Source organism: Streptomyces sp. NPDC001604, assembly GCF_042893475.1.
In the GTDB taxonomy this organism is placed as follows: domain Bacteria; phylum Actinomycetota; class Actinomycetes; order Streptomycetales; family Streptomycetaceae; genus Streptomyces.
In genome coordinates, this window is sequence record NZ_JBIAUY010000001.1 from 327,434 (window position 1) to 343,274 (window position 15,841).

Genomic DNA, 15,841 nt, shown 5'->3' on the forward strand with positions numbered 1-15,841 from the left:
TAGCCCTCGGTCCGCACCCGGCGACGCACGCTCCCGTCCGGATAAGGCAGTCTTGTCCCCGTGCCCGAACCCGAAACGAGCAAGCCCGAAGCCGCCGCGCCCCGCGTCCACCCGCATGCAGCGACCCTGAAGCGACTGGAGAAGTCCTCCGGCTCTCTCGCCCAGCAGGCCATTGCGCGCATGGACGAGACGCTGCCGTGGTACCGGGCGATGCCCCCGGAGAACCGTTCCTGGATCGGGTTGGTCGCCCAGGCCGGTATCGCCGCGTTCACCGAGTGGTTCCGGCACCCCGACGCCCCGCAGGCCATCTCGACGGATGTGTTCGGGACCGCGCCCCGCGAGCTGACCAGGGCGATCACGCTGCGGCAGACCGTGGAGATGGTGCGCACCACCATCGAGGTCATGGAGTCCGCGATCGACGAGGTGGCGGCGCCCGGCGACGAGAGCGTGCTGCGCGAGGCGCTGCTCGTGTACGCCCGGGAGATCGCCTTCGCCACCGCCCAGGTGTACGCCCAGGCCGCCGAGGCACGCGGTGCCTGGGACGCCCGCCTGGAGTCCCTCGTCGTCAATGCGGTGCTCAGCGGGGAGGCCGACGAGGGCGCCGTCAGCCGGGCCGCCGCCCTGGGGTGGAACGCGCCCGAGCATGTGTGTGTCGTCCTCGGGACCGCCCCCGACGGGGACTCCGAGTTGACGGTGGAGGCGATCCGGCGGGCCGCCCGGCACGCCAAGCTGCAGGTCCTCACCGGGGTGCTCGGGGACCGGCTCGTCGTCATCGCCGGTGGCAGCGACAATCCGATCGGTGTCGCGAAGTCGCTGATCGGGCCGTATGCCGCAGGGCCCGTGGTGGCCGGGCCGGTGGTGGCCGACCTGCTGGCCGCGACGCGGTCCGCGCAGGCCGCGGCCGCCGGTCTCAAAGCGTGTTCCGCCTGGCAGGACGCCCCGCGGCCGGTACTGGCGGACGATCTGCTTCCGGAGCGCGCGATCGCCGGTGACCCGAGCGCGCGCGAACAGCTGGTGGAGGAGATCTACAGACCGCTGGAGGAGGCCGGGTCGGCGCTCCTGGAGACGCTCTCCGTCTATCTCGAGCAGGCGAGCAGTCTGGAAGGCGCCGCCCGGATGCTCTTCGTTCACCCGAACACCGTGCGCTACCGGCTCCGACGTGTGACTGACGTCACCGGTTGGTCGCCTTCCGATGTACGCTCCGCCTTCACACTGCGGATCGCCCTGATCCTGGGGCGTCTGGCCGACGGGGATCTCCCCGCCTAGTCTTTTGTCGGGGGTCCACAAAACCCCCTCGTGTTCTTCGTCCCTGTCCCCACGGGCGGCCTTGGCCGTCCACAAGAGAGAGTGTGAGAGTGCTCGTACTCGTCGCTCCCGGCCAGGGCGCCCAGACGCCCGGCTTCCTGACTCCCTGGCTCGAACTGCCCGGTGCCGCTGACCGCGTCGCCGCCTGGTCGGACGCCATCGGACTGGACCTCGCCCACTACGGCACGAAGGCCGACGCGGAGGAGATCCGCGACACCGCCGTGGCGCAGCCCCTGCTCGTCGCCGCCGGCATCCTGTCCGCCGCGGCACTCGGTGCCATCACGCCGGGCGCCGTCGCGGGCCACAGCGTCGGCGAGATCACCGCCGCCGCCTTCGCGGGCGTCCTCGACGACACCTCCGCGCTCACCCTCGTACGCAAGCGGGGGCTGGCCATGGCCGACGCCGCCGCGATCACCGAGACCGGGATGTCGGCGCTGCTCGGCGGCGACCCCGAGGTGTCGGTCGCGCATCTGGAGAAGCTGGGCCTGACCCCGGCGAACGTGAACGGCGCGGGCCAGATCGTCGCCGCGGGCACGCTGGAGCAACTCGCCGTGCTGAACGAGGACAAGCCCGAGGGCGTCCGCAAGGTCGTCCCGCTGAAGGTCGCCGGCGCCTTCCACACGCACCACATGGCGCCCGCCGTCGACGCGCTGGCGAAGGCCGCCGCCGAGCTGGCGCCCGCCGACCCGAAGTTCACGTACGTGTCCAACAAGGACGGGCAGACGGTCGCGACCGGCGCCGAGGTGCTGGAGCGCCTGGTCGGCCAGGTCGCCAACCCGGTCCGCTGGGACCTGTGCATGGAGACCTTCAAGGAGCTCGGCGCGACCGCCCTGATCGAGGTCTCCCCCGGCGGCACGCTGGTCGGCCTCGCCAAGCGCGCGCTGCCGGGCGTGAAGACACTCGCGCTGAAGACCCCCGACGACCTCGACGCGGCCCGCGAGCTCATCTCCGCTGTGTCCGATTCTGCTGCTGACGCAGCGGGCACCCAAGCCTGACGCCTAAGGAGCCGTACGAACATGTCGAAGATCAAGCCCAGCAAGGGCGCCCCGTACGCGCGCATCCTCGGTGTGGGCGGCTACCGCCCGACCCGGGTCGTGCCGAACGAGGTGATCCTCGAGACGATCGACTCCTCGGACGAGTGGATCCGTTCGCGCTCCGGCATCGAGACCCGGCACTGGGCCTCCGACGAGGAGACCGTCGCCGCGATGTCGATCGAGGCGTCCGGCAAGGCGATCGCCGACGCGGGGATCTCCGCCGAGCAGATCGGCGGCGTGATCGTCTCGACGGTCTCGCACTTCAAGCAGACCCCCGCGGTCGCGACGGAGATCGCCGACAAGCTCGGCACGAACAAGGCCGCCGCCTTCGACATCTCGGCGGGCTGCGCGGGCTTCGGCTACGGGCTCACCCTCGCCAAGGGCATGATCATCGAGGGCTCCGCGGAGTACGTCCTGGTCATCGGCGTGGAGCGGCTGTCCGACCTCACCGACCTGGAGGACCGGGCGACGGCCTTCCTGTTCGGCGACGGTGCGGGCGCGGTCGTGGTCGGCCCGTCCGCGGAGCCGGCGATCGGCCCGACGGTGTGGGGCTCGGAGGGCGACAAGTCCGAGACGATCAAGCAGACCGTGCCGTGGACGGACTACCGCGAAGGCTCGGTCGCCAAGTTCCCTGCGATCACGCAGGAGGGCCAGGCGGTGTTCCGCTGGGCCGTGTTCGAGATGGCGAAGGTCGCCCAGCAGGCGCTGGACGCGGCCGGGATCACCCCGGACGACCTGGACGTCTTCATTCCCCACCAGGCCAACGAGCGGATCATCGACTCGATGGTGAAGACGCTGAAACTGCCGGAGCACGTCACGGTCGCGCGTGACGTACGCACCACCGGCAACACCTCGGCCGCCTCGATTCCGCTCGCCATGGAGCGGCTTCTGGCGACCGGCGAGGCGAAGAGCGGCGACACCGCGCTCGTCATCGGCTTCGGGGCGGGTCTCGTGTACGCCGCGACGGTCGTTACCCTCCCCTAGGCACTCCGTGCCGGATCATCATCGGATCCGGTGCGGAAAGCACAGCAACACCTGCCGCTGACGCGGCGGGCGCCACACCCTCTGGATTACTACGAAGGAGCGCCTGACATGGCCGCCACTCAGGAAGAGATCGTCGCCGGTCTCGCCGACATCGTGAACGAGATCGCCGGCATCCCGGTTGAGGACGTCCAGCTGGACAAGTCCTTCACCGACGACCTGGACGTCGACTCGCTGTCCATGGTCGAGGTCGTCGTCGCCGCCGAAGAGCGCTTCGACGTCAAGATCCCGGACGAGGACGTCAAGAACCTCAAGACGGTCGGCGACGCGACCGACTACATCCTCAAGCACCAGGCCTGAGCCTTTTAGGCCCGGCTGCTTTGCCCCGCCACCCGGCGGTGGCGCCGCTGAATCCCGATCCGTTGGAGAAAGAATTCCCGTGAGCCCGACCAATCGCACCGTGGTCGTCACCGGTATCGGCGCAACCACACCGCTGGGTGGCGACGCAGCCTCTACCTGGGAGGGCCTGATCGCCGGCAAGTCCGGCGTGAAGCCCCTGGAGCAGGAGTGGGCCGCCGAGCAGGCGGTCCGTATCGCCGCGCCGGTCGCCGTGGAGCCCACCGAGGTCATCCCCCGTCCGCAGGCCCGCCGCCTGGACCGCTCGGCGCAGTTCGCGCTGATCGCGGCCAAGGAGGCCTGGGCGGACGCCGGTTTCACCGAGAAGGCCGGTGACGATGCGAGCATCGACCCGGACCGTCTCGGTGCCGTCATCGCCTCCGGCATCGGCGGTGTGACGACCCTGCTCGACCAGTACGACGTGCTCAAGGAGAAGGGCGTACGCCGCGTCTCCCCGCACACCGTCCCCATGCTGATGCCGAACAGCCCCTCCGCCAACGTGGGCCTGCTCGTGGGCGCCCGGGCGGGCGTGCACACCCCGGTCTCCGCCTGCGCCTCGGGCGCCGAGGCCATCGGCTACGCCATCGAGATGATCCGCACCGGCCGCGCCGACGTCGTCGTCGCGGGTGGCACGGAGGCGGCCATCCACCCGCTGCCCATCGCCGCGTTCGGCAACATGATGGCGATGTCCAAGAACAACGACGACCCGCAGGGCGCCTCGCGTCCCTACGACGTCGCCCGTGACGGCTTCGTCCTCGGTGAGGGCGCCGGCGTCCTCGTCCTGGAGTCCGCCGAGCACGCCGCCAAGCGCGGCGCCCGCGTCTACGCGGAGGCGGTCGGCCAGGGCATCTCCGCCGACAGCCACGACATCGTGCAGCCGGAGCCCGAGGGCCGCGGCATCTCGCACGCCCTGCAGAACCTGCTGGAGCGCACCGACCTGGATCCGGCGGAGATCGTGCACGTCAACGCGCACGCCACCTCGACGCCTGCCGGTGACGTGGCCGAGCTGAAGGCGCTGCGGAAGGTGTTCGGCGACGACGCCGACCACATGGCGGTCTCGGCCACCAAGTCGATGACCGGTCATCTGCTGGGTGGTGCGGGTGGTGTCGAGTCCGTCGCCACGATCCTGGCGCTGTACCACCGGGTTGCTCCGCCGACCATCAATGTCGAGAACCTCGACCCCGAGGCGGAGGCGGCTGCGGACATCGTTCGCGGTGAGGCGCGGAAGCTGCCCGTTGAGGGCCGTATTGCGGCCCTCAACGACTCCTTCGGGTTCGGTGGGCACAACGTGGTGCTGGCGTTCCGTACGGTCTGATTGCCGTGAACGGCGAATGGCCCGTCCCCGGGGTGGGGGCGGGCCATTCGCCGTCTGACGTCTGTTGTCGGCCTACTGCGGGCCGTCTGTGGCTGATCGCGCAGTTCCCCGCGCCCCTAAAAGACCTACACCACCTGGTGGAGCCAACGAACCGGTGCTCCTTCTCCCGCATAACGGAATGGCTCCAACTCGTCGTCCCAGGGCTTTCCGAGCAGCTTGGTGATTTCGGACTCCAGGTCCGTTTCGTCCTGCTGTGAGCGGGTCAGGGCGGCGCGGAGGCGGTCCTCGGGGATGAGGATGTCGCCGTGGATGCCCGTGACGGCGTGGAAGATGCCGAGGTCGGGGGTGCAGCTGTAGCGTTCGCCCTCCGCCGTGGGGCAGGGTTCGGCGGTGACCTCGAAGCGCAGGAGTTGCCAGCCGCGCAGCGCGGAGGCGAGCTTGGACGCCGTGCCGACCTCGCCCTGCCAGGAGAACTCCGAGCGCCAGGTGCCCGGCGCCGCGGGCTGCCGGATCCAGTCGAGGTTGACGCGTGTGCCGAGCACGCCGGCGACGGCCCACTCGACGTGCGGGCACAGCGCGCGCGGCGCGGAGTGCACGTACAGAACCCCACGTGTCGTCACCGGGACCTCCGGGCAGAGCAGGACAATCTGGCGAACGGGCGGACGGCCGTGGCCGGACGGCCACGTTGATGGCGAGGCTACCGTGCGGCGGCGCAAGGAGTGTGACGTACCGTCGGTCCCGATGCGCTGAAACGTCCGCCATTCACCCGGCAGGACGCTTGTACGGGTGTGAACCGTTGCAGGGTGCGTGGATCGGGAACTCTCGCGCGTTGTTATGGGGTGACACATCCGTACACAGACGGACGCACCGAGGGGATCACCGGCGTATGCGGAAGCCAAGCCACCGTTCACGGACCGTTCTCGCCGCCGTGGCGGTGACCGTCCTGGGCGTCGCCGGGTGTGACGCCGTCGGTGGCAACTCCGCCGGGCCGACGGGCACGAAGGCGCACAGCGCGAAGCCCGCGCCGGCGTGGGACGTGAGCCCCCGTTCGATCGCCGCGGTCGGTGACTCCATCACCCGCGGCTTCGACGCCTGTACGGTCCTGTCGGACTGCCCCGAGGTGTCCTGGGCGACCGGCAGCAGCGCCAAGGTCGACAGCCTCGCCGTACGGCTGCTGGGGAAGGCGCAGGCCGCCGAGCGCAGCTGGAACTACGCGGTGACCGGGGCGCGGATGGCGGACCTGCCGGGTCAGATGGCGCAGGCGGTGACGCGCAGGCCCCAGTTGGTGACGGTGATGGCGGGGGCGAACGACGCCTGCCGGGCCAGCACCGCCGCCATGACCTCGGTGGAGAGCTTCCGCGCCGACTTCGAGGACGCGCTGAGCACCCTGCGCAGGTCGCTGCCGAAGACGCAGGTGTACGTGGCGAGCGTGCCGAACCTGAAGCGGCTGTGGTCCGAGGGGCGCACCAACCCGCTGGGCAAGCAGGTGTGGAAGCTCGGCATCTGCCCCTCCATGCTGGGCGACGCGGACGCCCTGGACTCGGCGGCGACGCTGCGGCGGGACACCGTGCAGAAGCGCGTGGAGGCGTACAACAAGGTGCTGGAGGAGGTCTGCGCGAAGGACCGGCGGTGCCGGTTCGACGGGGGCGCGGTGTACGACTACCGGTTCGGCACGGCCCAGTTGAGCCAGTGGGACTGGTTCCATCCGAGTGTGAACGGGCAGGCGCGGCTCGCGGAGATCGCCTACCGGAAGGTGACGGGGAAGCAGGCGTGAGGTGCTGTGATCCGGGGTCGGAGGGCCGTGTTTTAAAGTTCCGCACATGAACGAACTCTTCGGCACACTTCCCGACGGCACCCCGGTTCACCGCTGGACCCTGGAGCGGGCCGGCGTGCGGGTGCGGATCCTGTCGTACGGCGGGATCGTGCAGACCCTGGAGGTCCCGGACCGGGACGGGCGCGCCGGGAACGTGGTGCTGGGGTTCGCGGACCTGGACGGCTATCTCACGCACCCGGAGCCGTACCTCGGCGCGCTGATCGGCCGGTACGCCAACCGGATCGCGGGCGGCCGCTTCCCGCTGGACGGGGTGACGTGCGCGCTGGAGCAGAACACGCCGCCCAACTCCCTGCACGGCGGCGAGCGCGGCTTCGACAAGCGGGTGTGGGAGGTGACGCCGGCCGGCGAGTACGGGGTGCGGCTGAGCCGGGTCAGTGCGCATGGCGAGGAGGGCTTCCCGGGGCGGCTTGAGGTCTCGGCGACGTTCACGCTCGACGAGTCCGGCGCCCTGCGCATCGGGTACGAGGCGGTGACGGACGCGCCGACCGTGGTGAACCTGACGAACCACAGCTACTTCAACCTCGGCGGCTCGGGCAGCGCGGGCGGCCACGAACTGCGGCTCGCCGCCTCCCGCTACACCCCGGTCGACGCCGACCTGATCCCGACCGGCGAGCTCGCCGACGTGACGGGCACGCGCTTCGACTTCCGTCAGGCGCGGAAGGTCGGCGCCGGATACGACCACAACTTCGTGCTCGACGGCGGAGTGACCGAGAGGGCCCGTGAGGTGGCCGAACTGCACGACCCGGCGACCGGCAGGGTGCTGACCGTGGCCACCACCGAGCCCGGCCTCCAGCTCTACACGGCGGACCACCTGTCCGCGCCCTTCGCCCCCGGCGACGGCATCGCACTGGAGACCCAGCACTTCCCCGACTCCCCGAACCACCCGGACTTCCCGAGCACGGTGCTGCGGCCGGGCGGGGTGTTCCGGTCGGAGACGGTGTACGGCTTCACCACCCGCTAGCGGCAGCGGAACGCACGAGCCCCGGCCCAGGGGTCAGGTCCCGGGCCGGGGCTGTTCGTGGGGAGACTTGTCCCGGATCAGACGTTAATCGTCGCGGTGAGGCGACAGTCGGCGATCGAGCGGCTCACCTGGATCTCGTACGAACCCTTCACAAGTGACCATGAATCCGTTTCCTCGTCCCAGACCTCGAAGGCGCGGCGGGGGATCTCGACGACGGCTTCCACCGTCTCGCCGGGGGCCGCCTCGACGCCCGCGAAGCCCGCCAGCCGGCGTGCGGGGCGGTCGGGGCCGGGCTCGGCCGGCGCCAGGTAGACCTGCACGACCTCCCGGCCCGGGCGCTCGCCGGAGTTGCGGACGCGGATCGTGGCGGTGGTGCCGTCGACCTCGACGGACTCGTAGGTCCAGTCGGTGTAGCCGAGGCCGTGACCGAAGGGGTACGAGGGGGTGCGGCCCTGCTTCTCCCAGGCCCGGTAGCCGATGAAGACGTCCTCCGTGTACGCGAGTTCGCCGCCCTCGGGCACCACCTGGGTGACCGGGGCGTCGGACAGGGAGCCCCAGGTGGTGGGCAGGCGGCCGCCCGGCTCGTACGCGCCGGTCAGCACGTCGGCGAGGGCCGCACCGCCCTCCTGGCCGGGGAACCAGCTGAGCAGCACCGCGGCGACCTCGTCCCGCCAGGGCAGCTCGACCGGGGAGCCGGAGTTGACGACCACGACGGTGTTCGGGTTGGCGGCGGCGACGGCGCGGACCAGGTCGTCCTGGCGGCCGGGGAGGTCGAGGTCCTTGCGGTCGAAGCCCTCGGACTCGACGCGGTCGGTGGTGGCGACCACGACGACGGCGGTGTCGGCGGCGCGGGCGGCCTCGACGGCCTCGGCGATCAGCTCGTCGGCGTCGCGCTGCGGCTCCTGGTGGGCGAGCGCGAAGGCGACGACCTTGAAGGGGATCTCCTCGGGGAGGGCGTAGACGTAGGTGAGCGAGACCTCGACCGGTCGGCCCGCGGTCAGTTCGGCCTGGGCGCGGGGCACCGGGGCGCCGAAGAACGCCTCGAAGGGGTCGCTGTCGTCGGCGGGGCGCTGGACGTCGTCGTAGTACGTCGTGCCGTCGACGGTGAGGGTGAAGTGGCCGGTGCCCTTGGCGCCGAAGGTGTGCAGGCCGGTCTCGCGCGGGGTGAAGGTGCCGGTCAGCTCGACGGTGTGCAGGCGGTCGTGGGTGACGCCCTCGGGGAGGTCGGAACCCATCCACTGGATCTGGCCATTGGGTGCGGAGCCCGTCCCGATGACGTTCCCGTCCGCGTCCCGGCACACCGCCCGCAGCTCGAAGCCCTTGTCGGCGACGGCGAGTTCGGTGGTGGGGTCGGCGCCGACGGCGTAGCCGAGAGAGCCCTCGGGGAGGGCGGCGGTGAGGCCGTCGAGCGGGGAGACGATCCGGGCCGGGAAGACCGTGGCCGAGCCCCCGCCGAGGACGCGGGCGTCGCGGGCGGCGGCGCCGATCAGCGCCACCCTGCCGGGCTTGAGGGGCAGGGCGTCGTTGTCGTTCTTCACCAGGACGAAGGCGCGGCGGGCGATCTCACGGGCCAGTGCGATGCCGTCGACGGGCTCGGGCAGCGCGGTGACGGCCGGCTCGGCGCTCTCCAGGGCGCCGACGCGGGCGGCGAGCCGCAGGACGTTGCGTACGGCCTCGTCGACGACGGCCTCCTCGACCTTGCCGTCGCGCACCGCCTGGGCGAGCGGGGCGCCGTACACGGTCTGCGGGCCGGGCATGGCGACGTCCAGGCCGCCCTCGATGGCGCCGACCGTCGAGCGGGCTGCCATCCAGTCGGAGACGTTGTAGCCGTCGAAGCCCCACTCACCGCGCAGGACCTCGTTCACCAGGTGGCGGTGCTCGGTCATCGTCGTGCCGTTGACCGTGTTGTAGGCGGTCATGATGCCCCAGGGGTGGGCGTTCTCGACGATGAGCTCGAAGGGCGCCAGGTAGAGCTCGCGCAGGGCGCGCGGGGAGACCAGGTTGTCGACGGTGAAGCGGTCGGTCTCGGCGTCGTTGGCGACGAAGTGCTTGACGGTGGTGCCGACGCCGCCCGACTGGACGCCCTGCACATAGCCCGCACCGATCAGCCCGGTCAGGTACGGGTCCTCGCTGTAGGCCTCGAAGTGCCGTCCGCCGAGCGGGGAGCGGTGGAGATTGACCGTGGGGGCGAGCAGCACGTGCACGCCCTTGCGGCGGGCCTCCTGCGCGAGCAGGGTGCCGGCGCGGCGGGCGAGTTCCGGGTCCCAGGTGGCGGCCAGGGCGGTCGGGGACGGCAGGGCGATGGAGGGGTCGTCGGCGGTCCAGCGCACACCCCGGACGCCGATCGGTCCGTCGGACATGACGAGGGACTTCAGGCCGATCTCCGGCAGGGCGGGCAGGGACCACATGTCCTGGCCGGACAGCAGCCGGGCCTTGGCGTCCAGGTCCAGCTTGCCGAGCGCCGCGTCGACGGCGGCCTCGCGCGCCCGGTCGGCCGGAGAGGTTCCAGGGGTTCCCGCCATGGCGGTGCCTCCTCATCGAGTCATGTCGTCGTGGGCCCCATCGTGCACCCGCTCCCTGTAACGCGGTAGGTTTCGTTATCGTGCCGTAACATTGACTGTACGGGGATGTCGTACGGTGACGCCATGAACGCCAGGGTCAGAAGCGAGGAGCGGCGCGCGGAGATCGTGCGGGCGGCGCTGGAGGTGATCGCCGAGCGCGGGTACCGGGGCGCGTCCCTGGCCGCGGTGGCCGAGCGCGTCGGACTCACCCAGCAGGGGCTGCTGCACTACTTCCCGACCAAGGACGCGCTGCTGGTCGCGGTGTTGAAGGACCGGGACCAGTGGGATGCCGTACCGGCCACGCAGTGGCGGGTGGATCTGCTGGCCTCGCTGGTCGAGTACAACGCGATGCGGCCCGGCATCATCCAGACCTTCTCGGCGCTGCTGGGCGAGAGCGTGACGGAGGGGCATCCGGCGCGGGGGTACTTCACCGGGCGGTACCGGCAGGTGCGGGAGAGCATGGCGGCGGTGCTGCGGGCGGAGTACGGGGAGCGGTTGCCGAACGGACTGACCCCGGAGCGGACGGCTCCGCTGCTGGTGGCCGTGATGGACGGTCTGCAGTACCAGTGGCTGCTGGACCCCGAGTCGGTGGACATGCCGGGGGCGTTCCGGGATTTTCTGGCGCTGCTGGGCGAGAAGGTCTGAACTCCCCCTCTACTGACGCCAGATCACGGCGAGCGCCTTGCTCACCGCGCACACGGCGGCGAAGGCGATTGCCCAGCCCACTGCCCCGGCGGCGACCAGCGCGGCCACGCCGGCCCCGAACCAGAGCAGTTCGAATCCGACGCGGACCGCGCCGCGCGTCTTGTACGACGCCTTCTGGGAGCCGAACAGCGCCCACAGCACGATCAGTACGGCCGGGGCACCGAGTCCGAGCAGCCAGGCGAGCGGGGTCGCCACATCCCTGGTGAAGCCCCAGTAGGAGACGGCAGCGAGGGCGCCGAGTTCGATGAGGAACAGGACGCCGAGGTTCACTGCCTTGATTGCCTTCATGGGCGGCAGTATCACCCGGAAGCGATCACTCCGGTGCGGGTACGGCGGCGACGACCTCGATCTCGATCTGTGCCTCGGGCCGGAACAGCCGCGAAGCCTCGAAGGTCATGCTCGTCGGCGGTGTCCCGGTGAGGAACTCCCGCCGTACAGCGCCGTATTCCTGCAGCTTGCCGATGTCGGTCAGATACGAACGGATGTTGATGACGTCGGCCAGGGTCGCCCCGTGCGCCCTCAGCAGCGCGTCCAGCCCCTCGAAGATGCCGCGCGTCTGATCTGCGAGGGTGGCACCCTCGGCGATCTGCCCGGAGACGAACAACAGGGCGCTGCCATCGGCGTGTTCGACTCGGGCGACCTGGGAGTAGTAGGGGCTGGCGGGCCGCGGGGCGCCGGCCGGGTTGTCGAGGATGACCTTCATGGGGCTCCTTCAGGAGGTGCGGATGCGGGCGGCGGCGCGGGAGAGGTCCGCGTCCGCGAGGGCGGGGTCGGCGGCGGCCCGGCGGTACTGCCCCAACACGGCTTCCGTGATGGGCAGTTCGGCCGCCTTTGTCGCCAGAGCCAGATCCTTCACCGCCAGGGTGGTACCGAAGTGCACGTCTTCGGCGAAGGCGCGGGTGACGGCTCCGCCGAGCGGGCTCCCCGCAAGGGCGGTGCGGGCGGTGTCGCCGTCCACGCCCAGGGCGTCGGCCAGGCGCAGTGCCTCGGCGACCAGGGCGACACCGCCGATGACGGCCGAGTTGAGGACGAGTTTGAGGGCGGCGGCGGAGCCGGGGCCGCCGGTGCGGGTCACGGTGCCCAGGTGGGCCAGAACGTGCTCGACGCCTGCCGTGTCGCCGCCGGCAAGGATGCCGAGCTCACCGGCCGAGGCCCGGTCGGTGCTGCCCATGGCGGGGGCGTCGATGACGGTGGCCGACTCCCCTGCCCTGGCGGCGAGTTCGTGCACGGCGTCCGGGCCGACGGTCGACATCTCGATCCACCGGGTGCCGGGGCGCAGTGCGGGCACGATCTCGTCGGCCACCGCGTCGAGCGCGGCCGGGTCGGCGACCATCGTGATCACCACGTCCGCGTCCCGCACGGCGTCGGCGGGGGACGCGGCGAGCACGGCTCCCTCGGCGACCAGCGGTGCGGCCTTGGCGGCGGTGCGGTTCCAGACCGTCAACGGGTGCCCGGCGGCGAGGAGTCGGCGGGCCATGGGGGCGCCCATGTGCCCCAGGCCCAGGAAGGCGATCTGATCCATCTGCGGCATGCCGTCGACGCTAGGTCCGCCACCTGTGATGCGACAAGCGAATGTCTAGCATGGCTGCCATGCCGAAACAGCATCCCTCAGCAGGCACACCCGTACCGGACCTCTCCACCGTCTGGCTGCGGGTGTTCCTGGTGGTCGCCCGGCACGGCTCGTTCACCGTGGCCGCGCGGGCGCTCGGGTGGACGCAGTCGGCGGTGTCGCGGCAGATCTCCTCGCTGGAGGCGGCGCTGGGCGGGGCCGCGCTCTTCGACCGGCTGCCGCGCGGCGTACGGCTCACGGAGGCCGGACGGCTGCTCGTCCCGCACGCGGAGACGGTCGCCGAGACGCTGCACGGTGCCGCGCGCGCACTGGCGGACCTGCGTGAAGTGGCGGGCGGACGGCTGCGGTTCGGGGCGTTCGCGACGGCCGACGCGGCGCTGGTGCCGCACGCCCTGGCCGCGTTCCGGGTCCGCCACCCGAGGGTCCGGCTCTCCCGCGAGGAGGGCCTCACGCCCGGCCTCCTGGACCGGCTGGCCGCGGGCCACCTGGACCTGGCGGTCGTCTCGACGACCGGCCGTGCGCCCCTGGAGTCGTACGAACTCCGCCACCTCCTCGACGAGTCGCTGTACGTCGCCGTCCCGGCCGACCACCCGCTGGCCGGCCGCGCGGGCCCGGTACGGCTCGGTCAGCTCGCCGACGCCGACTGGATCTCCGGCAGCTCCCGCCCCGAGGGCACCCTGCTGGACGCCGCCCTGCGCCAGGGATTCCGCCCGCGCGTGACGCACGTCGTCGGCGAGTGGACCGCCAAGCAGGGGTACGTCGCCGCAGGGCTCGGAGTCACTCTGGTCCCCGCCCTGGCCGCCGAGTCCGTACGCCCGGACATCGCACTGCTGCCGGTCCTCGACGAAGGAGCCCCGGCCCGCGCGGTCTACGCGGCGACGGCGCGGGGGCGGGAGCTGACGCCGGCCGTGGAGGCGTTCGTCGGGGCACTGCGGGAGGCGGTGGCTCGTATCCCCGTCCCCGGGTAGGTGCGTGTACTCGATGCACACCCGAAACACCCGCACCATGGCGTAGACCACTTCCGTCGGGCGATACTGCGGCCGTCCGCACCACGCTCCCCCACGACGGCGACGGAAGGACCTGAACTCCCTTGAACTCCATACGCGTTCGGATCGGCGTATTCGGACTGGCACTGCTGGCCGGGTTCGCCGCCCCCACCACGGCGACCGCCGCCGCGACCGTCCCCTCCCCCACTGTGGAGGAGCAGCGGCTCGACAAGGCCATACCACAGGAGATCCTCGAACGGTCCGGTTTCGACGACGTGGCCCCACGGCTCACCCGCGCGCTGGAGAAGGCCCGTTCCTATGCGCAGGCCCACCGCATCGTCGTACACGAGGGGTCGGCGCTGTGGCGGCGGGCCGTGGACCGGGCGCAGGGGCGTGGTCCGGTGGGCGGGGACCTGGCCCGGGACGACGACCGGCCGCTGTACTGGGCGCGGCTCGGGATGACCCGTGAAGTGCGCACCTGGGAGCCGGAGTTCGGGCTGAGCGACCAGCAACGGGCCGCGCTGGTCGATGCCTTGGAGCGCACCTCGCGCGGTCAGACCGACGTCCGCTACCCGCAGCACGGCAAGGGCCTCAAGCGCGTGCTCGTCACCGGCTTCGACCCGTTCACGCTGGACCGGGACATCCGGATCTCCAATCCCTCCGGGGCCACCGCGCTCGCGCTCGACGGAACGGTGATCCAGACGGCGAAGGGGCCCGCGCGGGTCGAGACGGTCGTGTTCCCGGTGCGCTGGCAGGACTTCGCGGAGGGGACGGTGGAGCGGACGCTGCGGCCGTATCTGAAGCAGGTGGACATGTTCACGACCGTGAGCCAGGGGCGGGTCGGGCGGTTCGACGTGGAGCGGACCAACGGGGCCTGGCGGGGCGGGTTCCCCGACAACGACAACATCAGCCGGACGGAGACCATCCCCGTCACCGATCCCGCCTCGCAGCCGCAGTGGACGACGACCACCCTGCCGTACAAGGAGATCGTGGCCGCGGACACGGGACGCTTCCCGGTGTACGACCACACGGAGGTGACCGAGATCCCGGCGGGCGGCACGGATGCGGTGGTACGGCCGGACGGGCCCACTCCCGGCTCGACCGCGCGGGCAGGCGGCGGTGGCGACTACCTCTCCAACGAGATCGCCTACCGGGCCACCCTGCTGCGGGACCGTCTCGGGCTGCACGACACCCTGCCCGGCGGCCATGTGCACACGCCGGTGCTGCAGTTCGGCACGGGCAACACCGACCCGGCGACCGGGACGGTCACGGACCCGCAGTTCCTGCAGAACCGGCAGGACATCATCAGGCAGGTACGGGCGATCCTGACCGTGGCGGTCAACGCCACGACCGCTGGGTGACGTCCTCCCCGTCGGGGTCCTCGGCGGTGTCGTCGGCACCGTCGTCGCTCTCCTCGCCCAGCAGCTCCCGCGCCAGCAGCGTCGCGCCCGCGACCGCGCCCGGCATCAGGAACACCGCGACGAACGGCACCAGGAAGGCCAGGCCCAGCGGGGTGCCGAAGCCCCACACCAGGGTCTTGCGGGCGCGGAGCAGGGTGAGGCGGTCGCGCAGTTCGACACCGCGGCGCTGGAGGGCCACCGCGGTGAGTTCCTCCGTGAGGAAGAAGCCGGTGACGAAGAAGCCGATCACCGGGACGACGGTCTGGCCGACGAGCGGGAGGAAGCCGAGGGCGAAGAGCAGGACGCCCCAGAGCAGTGCGCGCACGAGGATACGGAGGCTGTCGCGGGCCGAGATCCACAGCTCGCGCCAGAGGGGGAGGCCGGACTCGGGGACCGTGCCGTTCGGGTCGACGTCGGCGTCGACCTTTTCGGAGAGGTTCTCGTAGAAGGGCTGGCCTATGAGGAGCGTTACGGCCGTGAAGGTGAGGACGGCGAGGAGCAGGGCGAGGGCGAAGAGCACTACCGTGAGGAAGCCGCGGAAGAGGCCTCGCCAGGGGCTGGACCAGGCGCCGGCGAAGGGCGTCGCCCAGGTCACGGCGTCTTCGCCCCAGAGGGCCAGGCCGGCCAGCGCCGCCGTGTAGAGGACGAGGGTGATCAGGCCTGGCAGCAGGCCGAAGCCGTACTGCTTGCCGTGCCTGGCCACCCATCGCTGGCCCTTGAGTAGGTAGGTGAAGCCCGCCCCTAGATCGCGCATATGGGAACCCTATCGGGCCCCGATTTCTCCGACGGCACC

Annotated in this window: 16 protein-coding genes; 10 read left to right on the plus strand and 6 right to left on the minus strand. The window is 71.4% G+C overall.

Annotated features, from left to right (window positions below):
* Positions 1-60 precede the first annotated feature (60 nt).
* The 5 genes from fasR (at position 61) to fabF (ending at position 5,031) form a co-directional block, all read left to right on the plus strand.
* Positions 61-1,266 carry a fatty acid biosynthesis transcriptional regulator FasR gene (fasR, locus tag ACFY1E_RS01585; protein ID WP_389070089.1) on the plus strand — a complete coding sequence of 402 codons (1,206 nt, stop codon included), beginning with the start codon at positions 61-63 and terminating at the stop codon, positions 1,264-1,266.
* Between the two features lie 89 nt (positions 1,267-1,355).
* Positions 1,356-2,300: an ACP S-malonyltransferase gene (locus ACFY1E_RS01590; RefSeq protein ID WP_389070092.1), complete on the plus strand. Its 945-nt coding sequence runs from the start codon at positions 1,356-1,358 to the stop codon at positions 2,298-2,300.
* Between the two features lie 21 nt (positions 2,301-2,321).
* Positions 2,322-3,323, plus strand: a complete 1,002-nt coding sequence (locus ACFY1E_RS01595; protein WP_389070094.1) for a ketoacyl-ACP synthase III — start codon at positions 2,322-2,324, stop codon at positions 3,321-3,323.
* A gap of 108 nt (positions 3,324-3,431) precedes the next feature.
* Positions 3,432-3,680: an acyl carrier protein gene (locus ACFY1E_RS01600; RefSeq protein WP_015660680.1), complete on the plus strand. Its 249-nt coding sequence runs from the start codon at positions 3,432-3,434 to the stop codon at positions 3,678-3,680.
* Between the two features lie 79 nt (positions 3,681-3,759).
* The gene (gene fabF, locus ACFY1E_RS01605; protein WP_099928643.1) at positions 3,760-5,031 is read left to right on the plus strand and encodes a beta-ketoacyl-ACP synthase II; all 1,272 of its coding nucleotides are present in this window, start codon (positions 3,760-3,762) and stop codon (positions 5,029-5,031) included.
* Between the two features lie 125 nt (positions 5,032-5,156).
* Here fabF and ACFY1E_RS01610 read toward each other — a convergent pair whose 3' ends face one another.
* On the minus strand, positions 5,157-5,651 hold the full coding sequence (locus ACFY1E_RS01610; protein WP_389070096.1) for a DUF3145 domain-containing protein: 495 nt from the start codon (positions 5,649-5,651) through the stop codon (positions 5,157-5,159).
* 266 nt (positions 5,652-5,917) lie between these two features.
* On the opposite strand from ACFY1E_RS01610, the gene ACFY1E_RS01615 reads away from it, so the two are divergent.
* Together ACFY1E_RS01615 and ACFY1E_RS01620 are read left to right on the plus strand one after the other, a co-directional pair.
* Positions 5,918-6,805 (plus strand): SGNH/GDSL hydrolase family protein, encoded by an 888-nt coding sequence (locus ACFY1E_RS01615; protein WP_389070098.1) that lies wholly within the window; start codon positions 5,918-5,920, stop codon positions 6,803-6,805.
* Positions 6,806-6,851: 46 nt separating this feature from the next.
* Entirely contained in the window at positions 6,852-7,826 is a 975-nt protein-coding gene (locus ACFY1E_RS01620; protein WP_389070101.1) for an aldose epimerase family protein, read from the plus strand.
* Positions 7,827-7,903: 77 nt separating this feature from the next.
* Here ACFY1E_RS01620 and ACFY1E_RS01625 read toward each other — a convergent pair whose 3' ends face one another.
* Entirely contained in the window at positions 7,904-10,348 is a 2,445-nt protein-coding gene (locus tag ACFY1E_RS01625) for a glycoside hydrolase family 3 C-terminal domain-containing protein (RefSeq protein ID WP_389070103.1), read from the minus strand.
* A gap of 105 nt (positions 10,349-10,453) precedes the next feature.
* Here ACFY1E_RS01625 and ACFY1E_RS01630 point away from each other — a divergent pair, with 105 nt between their 5' ends.
* Complete coding sequence (locus ACFY1E_RS01630) at positions 10,454-11,032, plus strand: TetR/AcrR family transcriptional regulator (RefSeq protein WP_389070106.1); 579 nt, start codon at positions 10,454-10,456, stop codon at positions 11,030-11,032.
* Between the two features lie 9 nt (positions 11,033-11,041).
* Here the strand turns inward: ACFY1E_RS01630 and ACFY1E_RS01635 are convergent, their stop codons facing one another.
* From ACFY1E_RS01635 to ACFY1E_RS01645, 3 genes are read right to left on the minus strand one after another with little or no spacing between them, the layout of a single operon-like run.
* On the minus strand, positions 11,042-11,380 hold the full coding sequence (locus tag ACFY1E_RS01635; RefSeq protein ID WP_389070108.1) for a YrdB family protein: 339 nt from the start codon (positions 11,378-11,380) through the stop codon (positions 11,042-11,044).
* Positions 11,381-11,405: 25 nt separating this feature from the next.
* Positions 11,406-11,795: a RidA family protein gene (locus ACFY1E_RS01640; protein WP_389070111.1), complete on the minus strand. Its 390-nt coding sequence runs from the start codon at positions 11,793-11,795 to the stop codon at positions 11,406-11,408.
* A gap of 9 nt (positions 11,796-11,804) precedes the next feature.
* The gene (locus tag ACFY1E_RS01645; protein ID WP_389070113.1) at positions 11,805-12,623 is read right to left on the minus strand and encodes an NAD(P)-dependent oxidoreductase; all 819 of its coding nucleotides are present in this window, start codon (positions 12,621-12,623) and stop codon (positions 11,805-11,807) included.
* A gap of 50 nt (positions 12,624-12,673) precedes the next feature.
* Between ACFY1E_RS01645 and ACFY1E_RS01650 the strand changes: the two genes are divergently transcribed.
* Positions 12,674-13,630, plus strand: a complete 957-nt coding sequence (locus tag ACFY1E_RS01650) for a LysR family transcriptional regulator (RefSeq protein WP_389070116.1) — start codon at positions 12,674-12,676, stop codon at positions 13,628-13,630.
* 122 nt (positions 13,631-13,752) lie between these two features.
* Positions 13,753-15,009: a pyroglutamyl peptidase gene (locus tag ACFY1E_RS01655; RefSeq protein WP_389070118.1), complete on the plus strand. Its 1,257-nt coding sequence runs from the start codon at positions 13,753-13,755 to the stop codon at positions 15,007-15,009.
* On the opposite strand, the gene ACFY1E_RS01660 is transcribed toward ACFY1E_RS01655, so the two are convergent.
* Entirely contained in the window at positions 14,987-15,802 is an 816-nt protein-coding gene (locus ACFY1E_RS01660; RefSeq protein WP_389070121.1) for an EI24 domain-containing protein, read from the minus strand. The genes ACFY1E_RS01655 and ACFY1E_RS01660 overlap by 23 nt on opposite strands.
* Positions 15,803-15,841 lie beyond the last annotated feature (39 nt).